General features: G+C 77.2%; 17 protein-coding genes. 3 read left to right on the forward strand and 14 right to left on the reverse strand.

From position 1 onward, the window contains the following. Positions 1-73: 73 nt before the first annotated feature. Both FB586_RS15540 and FB586_RS15545 read right to left on the reverse strand, forming a co-directional pair. Positions 74-796, reverse strand: a complete 723-nt coding sequence (locus FB586_RS15540; RefSeq protein WP_136520286.1) for a helix-turn-helix transcriptional regulator — start codon at positions 794-796, stop codon at positions 74-76. Between the two features lie 157 nt (positions 797-953). Next, positions 954-1,547, reverse strand: a complete 594-nt coding sequence (locus FB586_RS15545) for a hypothetical protein (protein ID WP_136520202.1) — start codon at positions 1,545-1,547, stop codon at positions 954-956. A gap of 199 nt (positions 1,548-1,746) precedes the next feature. On the opposite strand from FB586_RS15545, the gene FB586_RS15550 reads away from it, so the two are divergent. From FB586_RS15550 to FB586_RS15560, 3 genes are all read left to right on the forward strand, one after another. Continuing rightward, on the forward strand, positions 1,747-2,694 hold the full coding sequence (locus tag FB586_RS15550; RefSeq protein WP_136520203.1) for an ABC transporter ATP-binding protein: 948 nt from the start codon (positions 1,747-1,749) through the stop codon (positions 2,692-2,694). Continuing rightward, complete coding sequence (locus FB586_RS15555; RefSeq protein ID WP_136520204.1) at positions 2,691-3,473, forward strand: ABC transporter permease; 783 nt, start codon at positions 2,691-2,693, stop codon at positions 3,471-3,473. The genes FB586_RS15550 and FB586_RS15555 overlap by 4 nt, the downstream gene beginning before the upstream one ends. An 83-nt stretch (positions 3,474-3,556) precedes the next feature. Beyond that, positions 3,557-4,624 (forward strand): COX15/CtaA family protein, encoded by a 1,068-nt coding sequence (locus FB586_RS15560; RefSeq protein WP_136520205.1) that lies wholly within the window; start codon positions 3,557-3,559, stop codon positions 4,622-4,624. Between the two features lie 79 nt (positions 4,625-4,703). Here the strand turns inward: FB586_RS15560 and FB586_RS15565 are convergent, their stop codons facing one another. From FB586_RS15565 to FB586_RS15620, 12 genes are all read right to left on the reverse strand, one after another. Then, entirely contained in the window at positions 4,704-5,321 is a 618-nt protein-coding gene (locus FB586_RS15565; protein WP_136520206.1) for an NUDIX domain-containing protein, read from the reverse strand. Beyond that, the gene (gene pyrG, locus FB586_RS15570; protein ID WP_136520207.1) at positions 5,318-6,985 is read right to left on the reverse strand and encodes a CTP synthase; all 1,668 of its coding nucleotides are present in this window, start codon (positions 6,983-6,985) and stop codon (positions 5,318-5,320) included. Before pyrG ends, FB586_RS15565 begins: the two co-directional genes overlap by 4 nt. 63 nt (positions 6,986-7,048) lie before the next feature. After that, on the reverse strand, positions 7,049-8,833 hold the full coding sequence (gene murJ / locus FB586_RS15575) for a murein biosynthesis integral membrane protein MurJ (RefSeq protein ID WP_187697878.1): 1,785 nt from the start codon (positions 8,831-8,833) through the stop codon (positions 7,049-7,051). After that, the gene (locus FB586_RS15580; protein WP_136520208.1) at positions 8,830-9,732 is read right to left on the reverse strand and encodes a hypothetical protein; all 903 of its coding nucleotides are present in this window, start codon (positions 9,730-9,732) and stop codon (positions 8,830-8,832) included. Before FB586_RS15580 ends, murJ begins: the two co-directional genes overlap by 4 nt. After that, the gene (locus tag FB586_RS15585) at positions 9,729-10,787 is read right to left on the reverse strand and encodes a copper transporter (RefSeq protein WP_136520209.1); all 1,059 of its coding nucleotides are present in this window, start codon (positions 10,785-10,787) and stop codon (positions 9,729-9,731) included. Before FB586_RS15585 ends, FB586_RS15580 begins: the two co-directional genes overlap by 4 nt. Positions 10,788-10,866: 79 nt before the next feature. Continuing rightward, on the reverse strand, positions 10,867-12,054 hold the full coding sequence (steA, locus tag FB586_RS15590; RefSeq protein WP_136520210.1) for a putative cytokinetic ring protein SteA: 1,188 nt from the start codon (positions 12,052-12,054) through the stop codon (positions 10,867-10,869). 7 nt (positions 12,055-12,061) lie between these two features. Further along, positions 12,062-13,789, reverse strand: a complete 1,728-nt coding sequence (recN, locus tag FB586_RS15595; RefSeq protein ID WP_136520211.1) for a DNA repair protein RecN — start codon at positions 13,787-13,789, stop codon at positions 12,062-12,064. Continuing rightward, positions 13,786-14,649, reverse strand: a complete 864-nt coding sequence (locus FB586_RS15600) for an NAD kinase (RefSeq protein WP_136520212.1) — start codon at positions 14,647-14,649, stop codon at positions 13,786-13,788. The genes recN and FB586_RS15600 overlap by 4 nt, the downstream gene beginning before the upstream one ends. Beyond that, a complete protein-coding gene (locus FB586_RS15605) occupies positions 14,646-15,488 on the reverse strand; it encodes a TlyA family RNA methyltransferase (protein WP_136520213.1) in 843 nt (280 codons plus the stop codon). The genes FB586_RS15600 and FB586_RS15605 overlap by 4 nt, the downstream gene beginning before the upstream one ends. 8 nt (positions 15,489-15,496) lie before the next feature. Then, positions 15,497-15,715 carry a hypothetical protein gene (locus FB586_RS15610; protein WP_136520214.1) on the reverse strand — a complete coding sequence of 73 codons (219 nt, stop codon included), beginning with the start codon at positions 15,713-15,715 and terminating at the stop codon, positions 15,497-15,499. Positions 15,716-15,922: 207 nt separating this feature from the next. Next, on the reverse strand, positions 15,923-16,942 hold the full coding sequence (locus FB586_RS15615; protein WP_136520215.1) for an HAD-IIA family hydrolase: 1,020 nt from the start codon (positions 16,940-16,942) through the stop codon (positions 15,923-15,925). Further along, complete coding sequence (locus FB586_RS15620) at positions 16,939-17,796, reverse strand: hypothetical protein (RefSeq protein WP_246036799.1); 858 nt, start codon at positions 17,794-17,796, stop codon at positions 16,939-16,941. Before FB586_RS15620 ends, FB586_RS15615 begins: the two co-directional genes overlap by 4 nt. Positions 17,797-19,437 lie beyond the last annotated feature (1,641 nt).

The following is a 19,437-nucleotide window of genomic DNA, read 5'->3' on the forward strand; positions in this document are numbered from 1 at the left end:
GGTGTCGGTCCTTCCGTCGAGTGCACGTGCGGGGTCTGGGGGTTCGGGTACGGGGCGGGGGTCGCGGGCGGGGTCACCGTCCGCCGGTCGGTGGGGTGCGGGTCGGCACGCTGGTGGTGCACACGTGCCCGCCCGTGGTCAGGGTCGACAGGCGCTGCACGTGCACGCCCAGGAGGCGGCTGAACGCGCGCGTCTCCGCCTCGCACAGCTGGGGGAACTCGGCGGCCACGTCCTGCACCGGGCAGTGCCCCTGGCACAGCTGGACGGCGGCGGCGCCCGGGACCGGCCGTGCCGACGCGGCGTAGCCGTCGCCCGCCAGCGCGTCGGCGAGCGCGTGGGCGCGGGCGCCGACGTCGTCGCCGGCGGCGTCGACCGCGGCGGCGTGCCGGGTCTCGAGCTCGCGCACGCGCTGCTCCGCGAAACGCTCCACGGCCTCGGGACCGGCCGCCTCGGCGAGGAAGCGCAGCGCCTCCGACGCGATCTCGGCGTACCGCTGCGACAGCGTCGCCTGGCCCTCGCCCGTCACGACGTAGCGACGCGCGGGCCGGCCGCGGCCGCGGGCACCGCCGCGGCCCTCGTGGACGACGACCTGGCCGGCCTGCTCGAGCGCCGCGAGGTGGCGTCGCACACCGGCGGCGGTCAGGTCGAGCGCGGCGGCGAGGTCGGCGGCGCTGACCGGTCCGTCGCTCGCGACGATCCGCAGCACGCGGCGCCGTGTGCCGGCGTCGAGGTCGGACCCGGCGACGGCGCCGGGCAGGACGGCGGGCGCGCCGGCAGGGGCGACGACGGGCAGCATGCTGCTCACGCTCACCTCCGCGGGGCCGGCCGGCGCCGGTCCGCGTGGTCGCGTCCGGCAGGACGTGCGCGCATCGGGTACGCGCACCTGATATCGGCAACATCCTTGTTGCCGAAATCCATCCCCGCAAGCAAGGTCAGCCTTCGTGAGCCGTGCCTCACACGAGCGTCGGCACGCCCGCCTGGCGCCGCCGCGCCGCCTCGAGGGCCTGCCGGCTCGACACCACCTGGTCCGACGGCGCGTGCTCGCGCTCGCGGCGCTCCAGCGCTGCGGCGAAGAGCACGGCCGCCTCCGCGTACCGGCCCTCGTCGTACCGCACCTTGCCCTGGTGCTGGTCGGCGAACGCGAGCACCGTCGCGCAGTCGCCGCGCACCTCGGACGCGTCCGTCCACTCCAGGCGTGCGGACGCGGCCGCGCGGACGAGGTCGATGACCGTGTCCGCGTCGGCGTGCCGCCGCTGCCAGTGCAGGACGTGGGCGACCCGCAGCAGCGGGCGGTACGCCTCGGGCGGCACCGTCCGCGGCACCGTGACCGCCGCCGCCTCGAGCGTCGGCGGACCGCCGCGCCGTGCGACGTCCGCCCAGCCCAGCTCCCGCGCGGACCCGAGCGCCCCCAGGATCCGCAGCCACACGACCCGCTCGCCGTCCGCCTGCGGCCCCCGCGCCTCCAGCTGCTCGACGTGGGCCCAGACCGCCGTCACGTCGCCGGGGACCTCCCGCAGGGAGTCGGGGTCGATGCGGTAGGTGGGCACGGGCTCTCCCGTCGTCGTCGGATCCGCCGGCACGGCGCCGCGGGGCACCGACGCGTCACCCTAGGGGCGCACCCGCGCCGGCTGCGTCCGTCGTCCACCTGGGGGACATCCCGGACGAGCGGGGCGCAACCGACGCGGCCCGGGACCGCACGGGCGCACCCGCGCCCGGGCTCGCCGCGAGCACCTAGACTCGCCCACCGTGCCGCACTCCCCCGCCGTCGAGGTCCGCGGGCTCGTCAAGCGCTACGGCGGCCGGACCGTGGTCGACGGCCTCGACCTCACCGCCGACTCCGGTCGCGTCACCGCCGTGCTCGGGCCCAACGGCGCGGGGAAGACGACGACCGTCGAGTGCTGCGAGGGCCTGCGCAGCCCCGACGCCGGCACGGTGCGCGTGCTCGGCCTCGACCCGGTCGCCCAGGGTGCCGCGCTGCGCCCCCGTGTCGGGGTCATGCTGCAGGACGGCGGCCTGCCGACCGGCGTGCGGGCCCGGGAGATGCTCGACCACGTCGCGCGCATGTACGCCGACCCCCTGAGCACCGACGAGCTCGCCGAGCGGCTCGGGCTCGGAGCCTTCGCGCGGACCACCGTCCGGCGCCTGTCCGGCGGCCAGCGGCAGCGCCTGGCGCTGGCCGTCGCCGTCGTGGGGCGTCCCCGCGTCGTCTTCCTCGACGAGCCGAGCGCGGGCATGGACCCGCAGTCGCGCCTCGCGGTCTGGGAGCTCGTGCGCGAGCTGCGCGACCAGGGCGTCGCGGTCATCCTCACGACGCACCTCATGGAGGAGGCCGAGGACCTGGCCGACCACGTGGTCGTCGTCGACGGCGGCCGCGTCCTCGCCGAGGGCACCGTGGCCGCGCTGCTCGCGGGCGGCCACGGACCCGCCACGGGCGAGCACCCCGGCACGACGCTCGTCCTGCGCACCGAGCGTCCGGTGGACGCCGACGCCCTGCGGCGCACGCTCGGCGGCACCCTCGCCGTCGAGCAGCGGTCCGCCACCACGCTCGCGGTCACGGGCCCCGTCGGGCCGCGCACGCTCGCGGACGTCACCGCGTGGCTCGCGGCGCAGGACGTCCTGGCGACACGGCTCGACCTCGGCCCGCGCACGCTCGAGGACGTCTTCCTCGACCTCACCGGACGGAGCCTGCGATGAGCGCCCCGGCCCCCGCCGCCACCGCACCGGCCGACGGCGCCGCTCCCCCGGCCCGGCGCGTCCTCGCCCAGGCCGCGTTCGAGACCCGCACGATCCTGCGCAACGGCGAGCAGCTGCTCGTCACCGTCGTGATCCCCGTGCTCGCGCTCGTCGGGCTCGTGCGCGGCACGTTCGTCGAGATCGACACCGCGGGTGCCTCGCGCGTCGACTTCCTCACCCCCGGCCTGCTGGCGCTGGCCCTCATGACGTCGGCGTTCACGTCCCAGGCCATCGCCACGGCGTTCGACCGGCGCAACGGCGTGCTGCGGCTCATGGCCACCACGCCGCTGGGTCGCGGCGGGCTGCTGGCGGGCAAGGTGCTCGGGGTGCTGGCGGTGCAGGTCGTGCAGGTCGTGCTCGTCGGCGGTGCCGCCGCCGCGCTCGGCTGGCGTCCCCCGGCCGCCGGGCTGGCGCTGGCGCTCGTGGGCGTCGTGCTCGGCACGGCCGCCTTCACGGCCCTCGCACTCCTCGTCGCCGGGACGCTGCGTGCGGAGGCCGTCCTCGCGCTGGCCAACCTGCTCCTGCTCGTCCTCGCCCTCGGCGGGGGCGTCATCGTGCCGGCCGGGGACCTGCCCGCGCCCGTGTCCGCCCTCGCGGGGTGGCTGCCGTCCGGCGCCCTGGGCGACGTGCTGCGCGGCTGCCTGCTCGACGGGACGCTGCCGCTCGCCCCGGCGCTGGTCCTGGCGGCGTGGACCGTCGGGCTGGGTGCGCTCGCGGCGCGCGTCTTCCGCTGGCACTGACCCACGCCGGACGGACGCCCCGCGTCGTGTGACGCCCGCCTCCCCGTGCCGGGTGCGCCGCCCCCGGCGCCTACCCTGGACGCGTGAGCACGACGTCCGCCACGCCCCCGGTCGCCCCGCCGTCGCCGTCCCTGCTGCAGCGGCTGCGGCCGCGGTGGACCGTCCCCGCCGTCGTGGCGAACCTGCTCGCGCAGGTCGTCATCGTGGTCACGGGCGGTGCCGTGCGCCTCACGGGGTCGGGACTGGGCTGCTCGACGTGGCCGCAGTGCGAGCCCGGCCAGTTCGCCCCGGTGTTCCACGAGGCGATGTCGATCCACACGGCGGTCGAGTTCGGCAACCGCACGCTGACCGGTGTGCTGGTCGTCGTCGCGGCGGCCGTCGCCCTGCTCGCGGGCCTCGACCGCAGCCGCCCGGCGTCGTACCGCGCGTGGGCGTGGGCGCCGATCCTCGGCGTCGTCCTCCAGGCGGTCATCGGCGGCATCACTGTGCTCGTCCACCTGCACCCCGCGGTCGTGGGGTCCCACTTCCTCATCTCGATGGCGCTCGTCGCGGTGTCCGCGTGGCTGCTCGTCCGCACGCGCGAGGGTGACGGGGCCCCCGTGCCCGTCGTCGACCGGCGCACGCGGGCGCTCGCCGCGGTGCTCGCGGCCGTCGGGGCGGTCGTGCTCGTCCTCGGCGTCGTCGTGACCGGTGCCGGGCCCCACTCGGGCGACGAGGAGGTCGGCTACCGGTTCGCCGTCGACCCGTACACCACGGCCCGGGTCCACGCGCTCGCCGTGTGGGTGTTCGTCGCGCTGCTGCTCGTCGTGCTCGTCCGCGTCGCGCGGGCCGGGCGCGCCGCCGCGACGCCGGCGTACCCGGGGGCCGACGGCACGCCGCAGCCGGCCCGCGGCGTCGCGCCCGTCCACGGCCCCGCCGACCGCGACGCCCTGGGCCGTGCCCGGCGGTCCGGTCTCGTGCTCCTGGTCGTCACGCTCGCGCAGGGTGGCATCGGCTACGTGCAGCTCTTCACGGGGCTGCCGATCGCGCTCGTCAACCTGCACATGCTCGGGGCCGCCGTGCTCACGGCGTACCTGGCGCTGTTCCTCGGCCGCCTGCGCGTGCGTCCCGCGCTGCCGGCGCCCGCCCGGGACGCCGCGACGATCGCCTGACCCGACCCCCGGTCCTCACGCACGACGGCCGCTCCCCTCCACGGGAAGCGGCCGTCGTCGTCCGCACGGGCGTCACGGGTCAGGGCAGGTGCACCTCGGTGAGCGTCGACCAGCCCTGGGTGCGGGCGGCCGCCGCCGCGAGCACCCCCGTCACCGTGGTGGGGCAGCGCAGCCGTCCCTCGAGGACGGCGGTCACGGCGTCCTCGAGGGGGACCCACACGGGGACGAGGTCCGCCTCCTCCTCGCCGCGCTCGTACCGGTCCTGCTCCGCCACGGGCCGCAGGTCGCGCGCGAGGAACACCGTGATGCGCTCGTCGTTGCCGCCGGGGCTGCTGAAGAACTCCGCCAGCCGCCACCACCGGCCGGCCTCGAGGTCGGCCTCCTCCGCGAGCTCGCGGGCCGCGGCGACGACGCGGTCCTCCCCCTCGACGTCGAGCAGCCCGGCGGGCGGCTCCCACAGCACGTGCCGCACGGGGTGGCGGTACTGCGACTGCAGCAGCACGCGGTCCTCGTCGTCCATCGCGAGCACGGCGACGGCGCCCGGGTGCGCGACGTACTCGCGGACGGCGGGCCCGTCACCGAGCTCGACGGTGTCGCGGACGACGTCCCAGATGCGGCCCTGGAGCACGACGTCGTGCGCGACGACGTCGCGCTCGGCGGGCTCGTCGACGAGGTGCTGCGGGTCGGGCGCGCTCACGCGCCGGCCCGCAGCGCGAGCGCGGCGCCGACGAGCCCGGCGAACAGGGGGTGCGCACGCGTCGGGCGCGACTTGAACTCCGGGTGCGCCTGCGTCGCGACGTAGTACGGGTGCTCCTCGCGCGGCAGCTCGACGAACTCGACGAGCGAGGTGTCGGGCGAGACGCCGGAGATCACGAGGCCCGCGTCCTCGAGCTTGTCGCGGTACGCGTTGTTGACCTCGTACCGGTGACGGTGCCGCTCGGAGACCTGCTCCGCGCCGTACGCCTCCGCCACCACCGAGCCGGGGGTCAGCCGCGCGTCGTACGCGCCCAGGCGCATCGTGCCGCCCAGGTCGCCCTGGCCGCCGACGATCGCGAGCTGCTCCTCCATGGTCGCGATGACGGGGTGCTCCGTGTCCGGCTCGAACTCCGTGGACGACGCGTCCGCGAGCCCGAGGACGTTGCGCGCGTACTCGACGACCATGCACTGCAGGCCGAGGCACAGGCCCAGCGTCGGCACCTTCTGCTCGCGCGCCCAGCGCAGCGCGCCCAGCTTGCCCTCGATGCCGCGCACGCCGAACCCGCCGGGGATGAGCACCGCGTCCACGCCGCCCAGCGCCTCCTGCGCGCCCTCGGGCGTCTGGCACTCGTCGGACGGGACCCAGCGGATCGTCACCTTCGCGTCGTGGTGGAAGCCGCCCGCACGCAGCGCCTCCGTCACCGACAGGTACGCGTCGGGCAGGTCGATGTACTTGCCGACCAGGGCGATCTCGAGCTGGTGGGCCGGCTGGTGGACCCGGCGCAGCAGGTCCTCCCAGCCGCTCCACTCGACGTCGCGGAACGGCAGGCCGAGGCGCTGCACGACGTACGCGTCGAGGCCCTCGCTGTGCAGCACGCGCGGGATGTCGTAGATGCTCGGCGCGTCCTTGGCCGTGACGACGCCCTGCACGTCCACGTCGCACATGAGCGCGATCTTGCGCTTGGTCGACTCCGGGACGTCCCGGTCGGCGCGCAGGACGATCGCGTCCGGCTGGATGCCGATGCTGCGCAGCTGGGCCACGGAGTGCTGCGTCGGCTTGGTCTTGAGCTCGCCGGACGGGCCGATGTACGGCACGAGCGAGACGTGCAGGAAGAAGCAGTTGTCGCGCCCGAGGTCGTGACGCACCTGCCGCGCCGCCTCGAGGAACGGCAGCGACTCGATGTCGCCGACCGTGCCGCCGATCTCCGTGATGATCACGTCCACGTCGTCGCCCGCCTGCGAGCGCATGCGGGCCTTGATCTCGTCCGTGATGTGCGGGATCACCTGGACCGTGTCGCCGAGGTACTCGCCCCGGCGCTCCTTCGCGATGACCTGCGAGTAGACCTGGCCGGTGGTGACGTTCGCCGAGCCCACGAGGTCCACGTCGAGGAACCGCTCGTAGTGGCCGACGTCGAGGTCCGTCTCGGCGCCGTCCTCGGTGACGAAGACCTCACCGTGCTGGAACGGGTTCATGGTGCCCGGGTCCACGTTCAGGTACGGGTCGAGCTTCTGCATCGTGACCCGCAGGCCGCGCGAGCGGAGGAGGCGGCCGAGGCTGCTCGCCGTCAGGCCCTTGCCGAGGGAGGAGGCGACGCCCCCGGTGACGAAGATGTGCCGGGTCGAGATGTCCGACCGCCCGGAGAGTCGGTACGCGCGCTCTGTCACGGGCTTCCACCCTACCGGACGCGCCGCGTCCTGCCGGGGGCGCGCCGCCGCCGGCGCGGCGCGTCAGCGCGCGGTCGGGCGGTCCGCGTCGTCGCCGTCGCGCGCCGGCCGCCGCGACGTGCCCGCCGGGCCCTCGCGCGGCGCGTCCCCCGGGACGGCGGCGTCGAGGGGCGCGGCCGTCGGCACCACGGCGTCGACCGGCACGGCGAGCGCGGCTCCCTCGTGCGTGCCCGCCGGCGGCTCCGCACGGGCCACACCGGCGATCGTCCCCCGGTCGAGGAGCGCGGCGGCGGCAGCGACGACGACCGCCGCCGTGACGGCACCGCCGGCGGCTGCCCCGGTCGCCGACAGCGGGCCCTCGCCGGCGAGCAGCAGCACCGAGTCCGCCACCCAGCGGCCCGCCACGGCGCCGAGCGCCGCGGCGCCGACCACGACCGCGACCGTCCGCAGGAGGCCCGTCAGGGCTGCGGGACCGGCGGCCCGGCGCAGCGCGACCAGGGCCACCACGGCGCCCACGGTCATGCCCACGGCTGTCGCCGCGCCCAGCGCCGCCAGCACGCTCACCTCCGTGCCGCGCACCAGCGCGACGAGGAGCAGCGCCGTCACGGTGACGACTCCCCAGCCGAGGGCGTTCACGGCGACGGCCGAGCGGGCCCGCTCCAGCGCGTACAGGCACCGCGACACGTGGAACAGCACGGCGAGGCCCACGACACCGGGCGCCAGCGGGACGAGCGCGTCGAGGATGCCCACCGCGACCCTGCCCGTGCCGCGGTCGAGCGCGCCGAACAGCGTCGCGACCGCGGGAGCGGCGGCGAGCACGGCCGCCGCCCCGAGGGCGGCCGCGGTCACGACCCCTCGCGTCGTCACCGCGGCGAGCCGCCCGAACGCGTCGCGGTCCCCCGTCGCCGCGTGCTCCGCGACCCGCGGGAACGTCGACGTCGCGAGCGGGACGACGAGGACCGCGTACGGCAGCAGGTAGACCTGCTGCGCGTACACGAACGCGGTGTAGCCCTCGCCGGCGCCGGGCGCGAAGTTCCGCGCGAGGAGCAGGGTGACGAGCACCGCCAGCTGCTGCGCGGCGACCGACCCGACGCCCGCCAGGGCGAGGGCACGGAACCGGGGACCGGCGTCGCCGCCGAACCGCAGGGTCGGCCGCAGCCGCACGCCGAGCCGGTGCACGGGGACCAGCATCGGCAGGCACATGGCCGCGACGCCGGCGGTCGTGCCCCAGGCCAGCACCTCGACGGCGCCGGGCGGCAGCCCGCCGGGGTCGCTCACCTCGCCGTCGGCGAGCGCGCCGTAGACCGCGTACGCCGCGATGACCACGGCGGAGTTGAGCACGGGGGCGAACGCCGGCCAGAAGAACCGCCGGTGCGCCTGCAGGACGCCGTAGAGGAGCACCGTCACCCCGTACAGCGGCACCTGCACGGCGAAGACGAGCACGAAGAAGCGGACGAGGGCGACCGGGGCGTCGTCCCCGGCGACGAGGACCGCGATCGGACCGGTCAGCACCGCGAGCAGCAGACCCAGCGGCACGAGGACGAGGAGCGTCCAGCCGAGCGCGGCCGAGGCGATGCGGTCGACGCGCGCCCGGTCACCACCGGCGAGCGGTGCGGCGAGCATCGGCACGACCGCGCCCGCCAGGGCCCCGCCGGCCGCCGCCTCGAAGAGGATGTTCGGCAGCGCGTTCGCGGCGTTGTACGCCTCGGCGATCTCCTGCGTGCCCACGGTGCCGGCCTGCACGAGGTTGCGGGCGAGCCCGAGCACGCGGGACACCACGGTGACGACCGTGATGAGGGCCGCCGCACCGAGGAGCCCCTGGACGGCCCGGCGAGCGCCCCGGCTCATGCGTCGGTGTCGTCCGACGGCGCGGCGTGGCCGCCCCGGGGGGCGGGGGCGGCAGGGCGGCGTCCCCAGGCGTCGATCTCGCGCAGCACCGGCGTGCGCTCGATGACGCGCGTGAAGCTGACGCGCTCGCTCGCGAGCGTGAGCGCGACGACCGCCGCCAGCGCCGTGAGGCGCACGGGCCGCGGGGCCCCGAGCACGACCGCCGTGCCCAGCGCGGCGCCCAGCGCGTTCGCGCCGCCGTCGCCGAGCATGTCGGCCTCGGCGAGGTCCTGCTCGACCGCGGCACCGCCCGCCCCCAGCACCGCCGCGGCGGTCCCGGCGCCGGCACCGCCGGCCACGGCGAGCGGAACGGCCGCGAGGCCCGCGGCCTTGAGCGCCCGGCCCGGGCGCAGGTCGAGCAGGTTGAACAGGTTCGCCGTCCCGGCCACGAGGGCGCCGGAGGCGAGGGTCTCGGCTGCGCGCGCGGCCGGGTGCGTCGCCGGTCCGCCGGCCGGCGGTGCGACCGCGGCCGCCAGCAGGGCGCCGGCGCCGATGCCGAGGACCTTGAGGCCGCCGGTGGTGAGCCGTCCGTGCGCCAGGGCGCCGAGGTGCCCGCGCAGGCCCTTGGTGCGCGTCGTGGTGTCCTCGCGCAGGTCGTCGACGAGGCCGAACGCTGCCGCGCTCGTCACCGCGACCCCCGCGGCCAGCGCGCCGCGGGCCGACGAGGCGCCGGCGACGGCGCCCACGAGCAGGCCCGCCGCGGTCGCCGGACCCTCGAGCATGCTCACCGGCTCGCCGCGGTGGTTGGTGCGCGTCCACACCCGCGGTCCCCCGGGCGGGCTCGTGTCCAGCACGCCCCGGACCACGCTCGTGGTCGCGGCCGCGGTCACGGCGGCGACGAGACGGCGCGTCACGCTCATCCCTGGCCCTCCGCGCCGGCGTCCGCACCCCCGCCGTCGGTCGTGCCCTCGCCCGCGGCCTCGCCGGGCGACACCGGGGTCCGGTCGACCGGCGGCAGCTGCACCGCCGGCGGCAGCGGCTCGAGGTCGTCGCCGTACCCGTAGTGCCCGTTCTCGCCGGCGATCCGCGCGGCGAGCGCCAGCGGGACCACGACCTGACCCGTGACGTCGTCCGTGCGGGACACGGTCGTGAGCCGCTCGCTGCGCTCCCCGTCCCCCATCACGGCGGCCGTGAGCGACTCGGGCGTGCGGGGCCCGTCGGCCAGCACGGCGCCCTCGGAGATCCGCTGCGCCGCGTCGAGGACGGCGAGCGCGGCGTCCGGGCCGGGGGCCTCGGCGCCGGCCGTCGGCGACGGCTCCGCGGGCTCCGCGGGCGGTCCCGCCACGACGACGACCGCGTCGGCGGGGCCCGTCACCTCGCCGGCGAGCTCGAGGAGCGGGTTGTCGCCGGACGAGAGCAGCTCGACGAGCGTCGCCGCGTTCTCCGAGACCTGGTCCGGCGCGGACGCGTCGGCCCCGGTCAGACCCTGCACGAGGGCGTCCGCGAGCTCGGTTTGGGTGCCGGCGTCCGCCGGCGGGGCGGCGTCGAGGTAGGACACCAGCGTCCCGGCGAGCGCCTGCCGGTACGTCCGCAGGCCGGGGTCCGTCCACGCGTCCGTCAGCCGGACCGTCGCCGGGACGGACGCCCCGGCCCGACGGAGGCGTTCCGTGAGCGCCGTCACCTGCTCCTCCGGCACCTCGTCGAGCAGCACCAGCGCGACCCGCCGGTCGGCGAGCGACCCCGCGAGCAGGCGGTCGGCGGACGCCGCGACGAACGCCTCCGCGGCGGCCTCGTCCGTGCCGGCGGCGTCGAGCTGCGCCCGCAGGTCCTCCTTCTCCGCGCGCAGCTGCTCGACCTGGCCGGTGAGCGTGTCGCCGATCGTCTCCTTGAGGGGCCCGGCACCGAGCGCGATGCCGACGGCCAGCGCCAGGAAGACGGAGATGAGGGAGACGATGTGGTACCGGAAGTCGATCACGGGATGAGCTCTCGATCGGGGGCGCCTGCGCGCACGGCGCGCGGGGCGGAGGACGTCGGGGGGAGGTGCCGGGCGGCCGTCACGGCGAGCCGCCGACGAGCGAGCCGAACCACGACACGACGTCGTCGAGGCGCGCTCCCAGCAGGCCGATGAGGGTCTGCCCGGCCGCGGTGGAGGCCAGCGCGACGCCGAGGGCCAGCAGGCCGGCCAGCACGAGCAGCGTCAGCTGCACGTTGGAGATGCGGTGCTGGTACAGGCGGGACACGCCCTTGGCGTCCACGAGCTTGCCGCCCACGCGCAGTCGCGTGAGGAACGTGCTGGCCATGCCGGCGCGGCCCTTGTCGAGGAACTCGACCAGCGTGGCGTGCGTGCCGACGGCGACGATCAGCTCGGCGCCCTTGTCGTCGGCCAGCAGCATCGCGACGTCCTCGCTCGTGCCCGTCGCGGGGAAGACGACGTGGGGCACGCCCAGCTGCTCGACTCGGGCGAGGCCGGGCGCACGGCCGTCGCGGTACGCGTGCACCACGATCTCGGCCCCGCACTGCAGCGACCGGTCCGAGACGGAGTCCATGTCGCCGACGATCATGTCCGGGCGCCAGCCCGCCTCGAGGATCGCGTCGGCGCCGCCGTCCACCCCGATGAGCACCGGCCGGTACTCGCGGATGTAGGACCGCAGCGTGACGAGGTCCTCCTTGTAGTGGTACCCGCGCACCACGATGAGCACGTGCCGGCCCTCGAGCCGCGTGTCGATGTCGGGCACGCCCACGCCGTCGAGGAGCAGGTCACGCTCGCGGCGCAGGTAGTCCATCGTGTTCGCCGCGAAGGACTCGAGCTGCACGGACAGGCCGGCCCGTGCCTCCTCCATCGCCGCGGCCACCGACGCCGGCGTCTGCGCGACGCCCTCGGCGACGAGGGTGTCGCCGTCGTGGACCGCACCGTCGACGACGCGCAGCGTGTGCCCCTCGGGCACGGCCATGACGTCCGCGCCGAGGTCGTCGACCAGCGGGATCCCCGCGGACACGAGGATCTCGGGGCCCAGGTTGGGGTACCGGCCGGACGACGACGGGGACGCGTTGAGCACCGCGGCGGGCTGGCAGCGGACCAGGGCCTCGGCGGAGACGCGGTCGAGGTCGAGGTGGTCGATGACCGCGACGTCGCCGGGCCGCAGGCGCTTGGTCAGGGACTTCGTGCGGCGGTCGACGCGTGCCGGCCCGACCACCTCACCGGTGTCGGGCACGCTCGTACGCCTGCGCAGGGAGACTCTCATCGTGGCGTCATCGTCCCACGGACCGGGCCAACAGCTCCGACGCGTGGGCGCGTGCCGTCTCGGAGTCCTGGCCGGACAGCATCCGCGCGAGCTCGCGCACGCGCTCCTCGCCGTCCACCTCGCGCACGTCCGACTCCGTGACCACGTCGACCCCGTCCGCCGTCGACTTGGTCACGACGAGGTGCCGGTCGGCGAACGCGGCGACCTGCGCGAGGTGCGTCACGACGAGCACCTGCGTGCCGGTGGCGAGCTGCGCGAGCCGCCGCCCGATCTCGGTGGCGGCCCGGCCGCCGACCCCCGCGTCGACCTCGTCGAAGACGAACGTGCCGGGCGCGGCCGAGCCCTCGGCGGTCGCGAGCGCCACCTCGAGGGCCAGCATCACCCGCGACAGCTCTCCCCCGGACGCCCCCTTGCCGAGCGGCCGGGCCGGCGCGCCGGCGTGCGGCACGAGGAGCATCTCGACCTGGTCGGCTCCGTGGGCGGCGTGCTCGTCGGCGGGGCGCACGTCCACGACGAGCCGCGCGCCGGCCATCGCCAGGCCGGCGAGCTCCGCGCTGACCGCGTCCGCCAGCGTCCCCGCCGCTGCCGACCGCGCCGCGGTGATCGTCGCGGCCAGGTCGCGCAGCCGGGCGTCCAGCGAGTCCCGGCGCTCGCGCAGGGCGGCGATGCGCTCCTCGCCGCCCTCGAGGTCGAGCAGGCGCGCGGACGACTCCTCCGCCCACCGCAGCACCGCCGCGACGTCCTCCCCGTACGAGCGGGTGAGCGTCGCGAGCTCGGCCCGCCGCCGCTGCACCGCGTCGAGCCGGGCCGGGTCCGCCTGCAGGTCCTGCACGTACGCGGCCAGCTCCGCCGCCACGTCGGCGAGCAGGTACCCCGCCTCGGCGACGCGGGTCGCGAGCCCGGCGAGGGCCGGGTCGTGCTCCCCCACGTGCTCGAGGCGCCGCCGGGCGTCCTCGACGAGCAGGGTCGCCGCGACCGCCTCGCCGGCGGTGTCGTCGTCGCCGACGAGGGCGGCGTGAGCACCGGCGGCCGCCGCACGCAGGTCCTCCGCGTTGCCGAGCCGCTCCGCCTCCGCCGCGAGCGCGACGTCCTCGCCGGGCTGCGGGTCCACCCGCTCGACCTCGGCGAGGCCGAGCCGCAGCAGCTCCGCCTCCCGCGCACGCTCCTGCGCACGTGCCACGAGGTCGTCGAGCTCGGCCTGCACGCGGCTGCGCTCGGTCCACGCGGCCCGGTGCTCGGCCAGGACCGCCTGGTGCTCCGGACCGGCGAAGGCGTCGAGCGCGGCCCGCTGCCGCGCGGGCGACCGCAGCCGCACCTGGTCGGCCTGCCCGTGCACGGTCACGAGCTCCTCGGCGATCTCGGCGAGGACGCCCTGGGGCACCGAGCGTCCTCCCAGGAACGCCCGCGACCGGCCCGGCGCGTCGTCGGTCGCCGCCGTGACGGTGCGCAGGACGACCAGGCTGCCGTCGTCGTCGACCTCGGCGCCCGCCTCCCGCGCGCGCTCGAGCGCCGGCGCCCCGTCGCCCAAGACGACACGGCCTTCGACCGCGGCCGACCGCGCACCGGTGCGCACGGTCGCCGGGTCCGCGCGCCCTCCCAGCAGCAGCGACAGCGCCGTCAGCACCATCGTCTTGCCGGCGCCGGTCTCACCCGTCAGCACCGTCAGCCCCGGCCCCAGCCGGACGTGCGCCCGGCCGATGACGCCGAGGTCGTCGATCCGGATCTCCTCGATCACCGTCCACCGTCCTCGCGGGCTCCCCGCCAGCCGACCACCGGCAGGTCGAACTTCTGCACCAGCCGCGTCGTGAACGGCGCGGGGTTGAGGCGCGCGAACCGCACGGGCGTGTCGCTCACCCGCACCTCGAGCCGCGCGCCGCGGTCCAGCGTGAGCTGCCGCCGCCCGTCGCAGGTCACCACGGCGGTCGACGGCGACCGGTCGATCAGCTCGACGGCGAGCACGCTCCCCGGCCCCACGACGAGCGGCCGCGCGAACAGCGAGTGGGCGGCCAGCGGCACCAGCACGGTGCCCGCCACGTCCGGCCACAGCACCGGCCCACCCGCCGAGAACGCGTGCGCGGTCGACCCCGTCGCGGTGGCCGCGACGAGGCCGTCGCAGCCGAACGACGACAGAGGGCGCCCGTCCACCTCCACGACGACCTCGATCATCCGGGCCGGGTCCGTCTTCTCCACGGCCGCCTCGTTCAGCGCCCACCCCGACTCGACCCGGCCGTCCGCGTGCACGACGCGCACGTCGACCGTGTCGCGCTCCTCGACGTGGTGGTCGCCGGCGGTCAGCCGCTCGACCGCCGTGGCGACGTCGGCCGGCTCGATCTCGGCGAGGAACCCGACGTGCCCGAGGTTCACGCCGAGCAGGGCGACGTCCGTGCCGCGCGTCAGCTCCGCCGCCCGCAGGATCGTGCCGTCCCCGCCCAGGACGACCGCGAGCTCGAACGGGGGCAGCTCGTCCGCCGTCACGTCCTCGGACGCCTCCAGCGCCTCGACGCCCGCCCGCGCGAGCGCCCGCACCACGGAGTCCGCGGCCGCGACCGCCTCGGGTCGCCCGCTGTGGCGGACGACCAGCGCGCGGCGGGTCACCGGACGTCCTCCCGCCGCAGCAGGGTGCCGGCAGCGGCGTCGCGCACCGCGCGCTCGACCGCCGCGTCGACGTCGGCGGCCGCGTCGGGGCGGGAGCCGCCGCCGGCCGACAGGCGCAGGACGAACTCCTGGTTGCCGTGCGTCCCGGGCAGCGTGCTCGGGCGCACGTCGCGCACCTGCACGCCCAGCCGGTACGCCTCGGCGCACACGTCGAGCACCGCGGCGCGCCACAGGGCGGGGTCGCGCACGACGCCCCGGCTCCCCAGCCGCTCGCGGCCGACCTCGAACTGCGGCTTGACGAGCAGGACGAGGTCCGCGCCCGGCGCCGCGACCGCGACCAGGGGGCCGAGCACGAGGCGCAGGGAGATGAAGGACAGGTCCCCGACGACGAGCGACGGCGCGGGCAGCACGTCGCCGGCACGCAGGTCGCGCACGTTCACGCCCTCGCGCACCTCGACGCGCGGGTCCTCGCGCAGATGACGCACCATCTGTTCGTGGCCGACGTCGACGGCCACGACCCGTGCCGCCCCGTGCCGGAGCAGCACGTCCGTGAAGCCGCCGGTGCTCGCGCCCGCGTCGAGGCACGTCCGGCCGTGCACGGCCAGGTCCGGCCACGCGTCGAGCGCGTCCGCGAGCTTGTGCGCCGCCCGCGACGCCCACGCCGCGTCGCCCGGGTCGGGCACGACCGTGACCGCGCTCGACTCGCCGACCGACGTCGCGGGTCGCTGGGCGGCGACCCCGTCCACGAGCACCCGCCCGTGCGCCACCAGGCGCGCGGCCTGCGTCCGGGAGGCGGCGAGGCCCCGACGGACCAGCTCGGCGTCCAGACGTGCCGTCATGGTCGCCGTCATCCCTCGGAGTCCGCGAGCCGGTCCTGCAGCGCCTCGTGCACCGCCTCGAACGTCGCCAGCTGACCGCGCAGGTCCAGCTCCTGCACGTCCCGCAGACGCCCGAGCGCCTCGTCGACGGCGTCGTCACCCGTGGGCGCGGTCAGGACGTCCGCCGGGGTGGGCGGCAGCGGGCGCGGGCCGGGCACGGCGGCACCGGCGTGCGCGGTCTCGCTCACGTGCGGTCCTCCTTCGTCGCGGTCCCCCCGCGGTCGTCCCCCGTCGGGGTGTCGGCGCGCACCAGGGCGGGCCGTGGACGCGGCACGTCCGCCACGTGCGGGGGCGTGGGCGCCCCCACGCTACCTGCCGCGTCCGCGACACGACGGGCACGACCCACAGGCGTCGCCGTGCCGCGGCGCGGTCGGGTCCGTCAGAGCTCGGCTCCGTCAGAGCTCGGGCACGGCGGACGGCTGCAGGGGCGCGCCGTGGTCGGCGGCGTCCCACGCGGCCGCGCAGGCCGCGCGGACCAGGTCCAGCCGCCCGTCGGGGGCGGAGCCCCGGGCCGGGCCCAGCTCGAGGGCGCCGTCGTGCACGCGCGCAGCGGCCTCGCGGCACACCCACCACCCCTCACGCAGGACGGGCGCCGGGTGCGGCTCGAGCAGCGAGCGCAGGTCCGCGCCGATGTAGTGGGGTCGCTCCCCCGCGACGGCCAGGACGTCGTCCCGGGCGCTGCTCACCCCGGTGAGCACGTGCAGGCCCGGGATGCCGCCCGAGCGCGCCCCCGCCAGGTCCGTGTCGAGGCGGTCGCCGATGACGAGCGGGGCACGCGCCCCGTACCGCTCCACGGCGAGGTGGTACATCGTCGGCGACGGCTTGCCGGCGCTGGCCGGCTCGACGCCCGTCGCCGCACGCACGGCACCCACGAGCGAGCCGTTGCCGGGCGCGAAGCCACGGGCCGTCGGCAGGCTCAGGTCGAGGTTCGAGGCGACGTGCCACGCACCCCGCTGCACGGCGTAGGCGGCCTCGGCCAGGTGGGCCCACCCGAGGTCCGGCGCGAACCCCTGCACGACGGCGACCGGCTCGTCGTCCGCGGACGCGACCACCTCGTAGCCCTTCGCGCGCACCGCCGTGACCAGCCCGGCACCGCCCACCACGAGCACCCGGGACCCCGCGGGGACCCGCGTCGCGAGGAGCTCGGCAGCCGCCTGCGCGGCCGTCATCACCTCGTCGGGTGCGGTCGGGATGCCTAGCCCGACCAGCTGGTCGGCCACCTGCTCGGGCTCGCGCGAGGCGTTGTTCGTCACGAACACCAGGCGCATGCCGGCGCCCCGAGCCCGGTCGAGCCCGTCCGCCGCCCCGTCGATCGGCTCGTGCCCCCGGTACGCGACCCCGTCGAGGTCGACGAGCGCCAGGTCGTAGCGCTCGGCGAGCGGCTCCTGCGATGCCAGCAGTCCTGCCTCGGTCACCGTGCTCCCTCGTCGTCGTCGGCCTGCTCCGCGGCCGGCCGGTCCTCGTCGTCCTCGTCCCCGGGCGTGGGCTCCTCACCCGTCGCGGGCTCGACGTCCTCACCCGCGGCAGCGGGCTCCACGTCCTCATCCGCGGCAGCGGGCTCCACGTCCTCGTCCGCGGCAGCGGGCTCCACGTCCTCGACGTCCTCGACGTCCTCGACGTCCTCGAGGAGGTCGTACACCACGACGTCCTCCTCGACCGCTACCTCGCCCGCGGCCTCGTCGAGCTGCTCCTGCGTGTACGGAGCCAGCTCCGCCTCGGCGTCGGCGTGCCGGCCGGCGGCCTCGAGCGCCGCCGCGCGGGCCTGCGCCACGCGCACCGCCAGCACGCCGCCGGCGCGCCGCACCAGCTCCGTCGACAGCGCCGCGACCGCGGCCTCGGACTGGCCCATGTCGAGCCGCGCGCCGCTGACGACCATGGCGAGCTCCACGCGGGTCGCCGCGGGCAGCGTCTCGGCCGCCGGCTCCTGGGCCAGCGCGATCGCGCGCTCGGGACGTCCCAGCCCGCGCTCGGCGTCGGCCATGACCGCCAGGTGCTCGGACGACCCGTTGAGCCGGCGCACGGTGCGCAGCTCGCGCAGCGCCTCCGCGTAGCGACCGGTGCGGTACGCGGCCAGCCCCGCCGCCTCGCGCACCACGTCCACGCGGCCCGCACGACGCACCGCAGCCGCGGCGTGCTCGTACGCCAGCTCCGGGTCGACGTCGAGCAGCCGACCGACCATCACCAGGTGCCGCCCGACGCGCTGCGCGTTCTCCTTGCTCAGCGTCCGCAGCCGCCCGCGCACGTCTCGGTCGAGCTCCGCGAAGGTCACCTCGTCCGGCAGCTCGGGCTCTGGGACGCGGACACGCTCCGGCTCGTGCCGGTCCCCCGCACGCGGGGTGTGGTCCGCACCGGCCACGCGCGGCCGGGCGCCCCCGGGGTGCCGGTCGTCCCCGCGTCCGCGGCGCTCGGCGTCACGCCCGCCGGCGGCGCCGCGTGCCGCGAACCCCCCGGTGCGTCCGCCGTCCTCGCGCCGGCCGCCAGCGGAGGGCCCGCTGTACGCACCGGCGCCGCGACCGTCCCGTCCCCGGAGACCACGTTCGCCGGTCGACGAGCCCGAGGGCTGCGAGCGGTCGTCGCGGCGCCGGTCCTCACGGTGGGGGTGTGCTGCACCGGCACGCTCCTCACGCCGGCGGTCCTCACCTCGTGACTCCCAGGGGCGTGCACCCGAGCCGGCAGGCCCCCCGGTTCCCCGACGGTCCGCCGCACCCGACTCCCAGGGACGCGAACCGGAGCCGGCCGGCCGCCCCGCACCTCGACGCTCCTCGCCCCGCGACTCCCAGGTACGCGCACCCTGCCGGGCACCGGATGCACCGGGCCCGCGCCCGTCGCCGCGTCCCTGCCCGGTCCAGCCCGACGTCTGCGGGCGCGGGCCGCGACCGCCCGTCTCGTCACGCCGGTCAGCGGCGGCGCGGCCGGGACCACCCGTGCGAGAGCCCGGACCCGCAGCACCACGACCTCGGTCGTCGTCGCGCCAGGACCGACCCGGCGCGGCGCCTCGTCCGGCGCCGAACCCGCCGCCACGCTGACGATCGTCGGGGCGACGCTCGTCGTGGCGCCGGTCCCCGGCCTCCCGCTCGCGCCGGGCGCCACGGCCAGGACCCTCCGACGAGGCAGCGGAGGGGCGACCCGAGCCGCGGGTCGGCTGGCCGCCGAACGACCGGCCCTCGGCACGGCCGCGTCCCGAGTCGCCGCGAGCACCGCCACCGCCGGCGCGCTCACGCCCGCTCCACGAGCCCGACGCGCCGGCTGCACGTCCCCCCACGCGCTCGTCACGGTCCCCGCCACGCCCGTCGCGCTCGCGCCGCACGCCTCCGTCAGCGCGGCCGCCCGGCTCCGGACGCCACGCGCCACCCCGGGTCTCGCCGGCGGGCCGGCTGCCGCGCGCACCTCCACGGGGCGCGCCACCACGCGCGCCCCCAGGCCCTCCCCGGGGGCGTCCCGCACCGCTGCCCTGGCCGCTCTGGCCCTCGCGGCGGGGGCGTCGATCGTCGGCTGCGCCGTCGCTGTTCATGTTGTGCTCCTCGTCGTACGTCGACGCCCATGGTCTCATCACCGGCGGTGCCGAAGCCGCTCGCTCCGGGCACGGGGCACGTGATCCCCGTCGTGGGCGTGCGATGGACCGAGCGGAGCGCTCGACCTGCCGCACGGCAGGGAAGCGACACCCCCGGTGCGGGCGGCCGAGTCCACGCTCAGGCTCGCGACCGGAATCGTCGCAGTCCGCTGCGGCGCACCACCGCACGGCCGCGGCCGAACTGTCCAAGAATCACCGGACAGGTGCCGCGAGGGACACCGCGGAAGGGCGGAAATTGTCTCCGGAATGCACGAAGGCCCACCCGTGATCGGGTGGGCCTTCGTGGAATGGTTGTCCGGCGGCGTCCTACTCTCCCACACCCTGGCGGGTGCAGTACCA

Source organism: Cellulomonas telluris (assembly GCF_004886325.1).
GTDB classification, from domain to species: Bacteria; Actinomycetota; Actinomycetes; order Actinomycetales; family Cellulomonadaceae; genus Cellulomonas; species Cellulomonas telluris.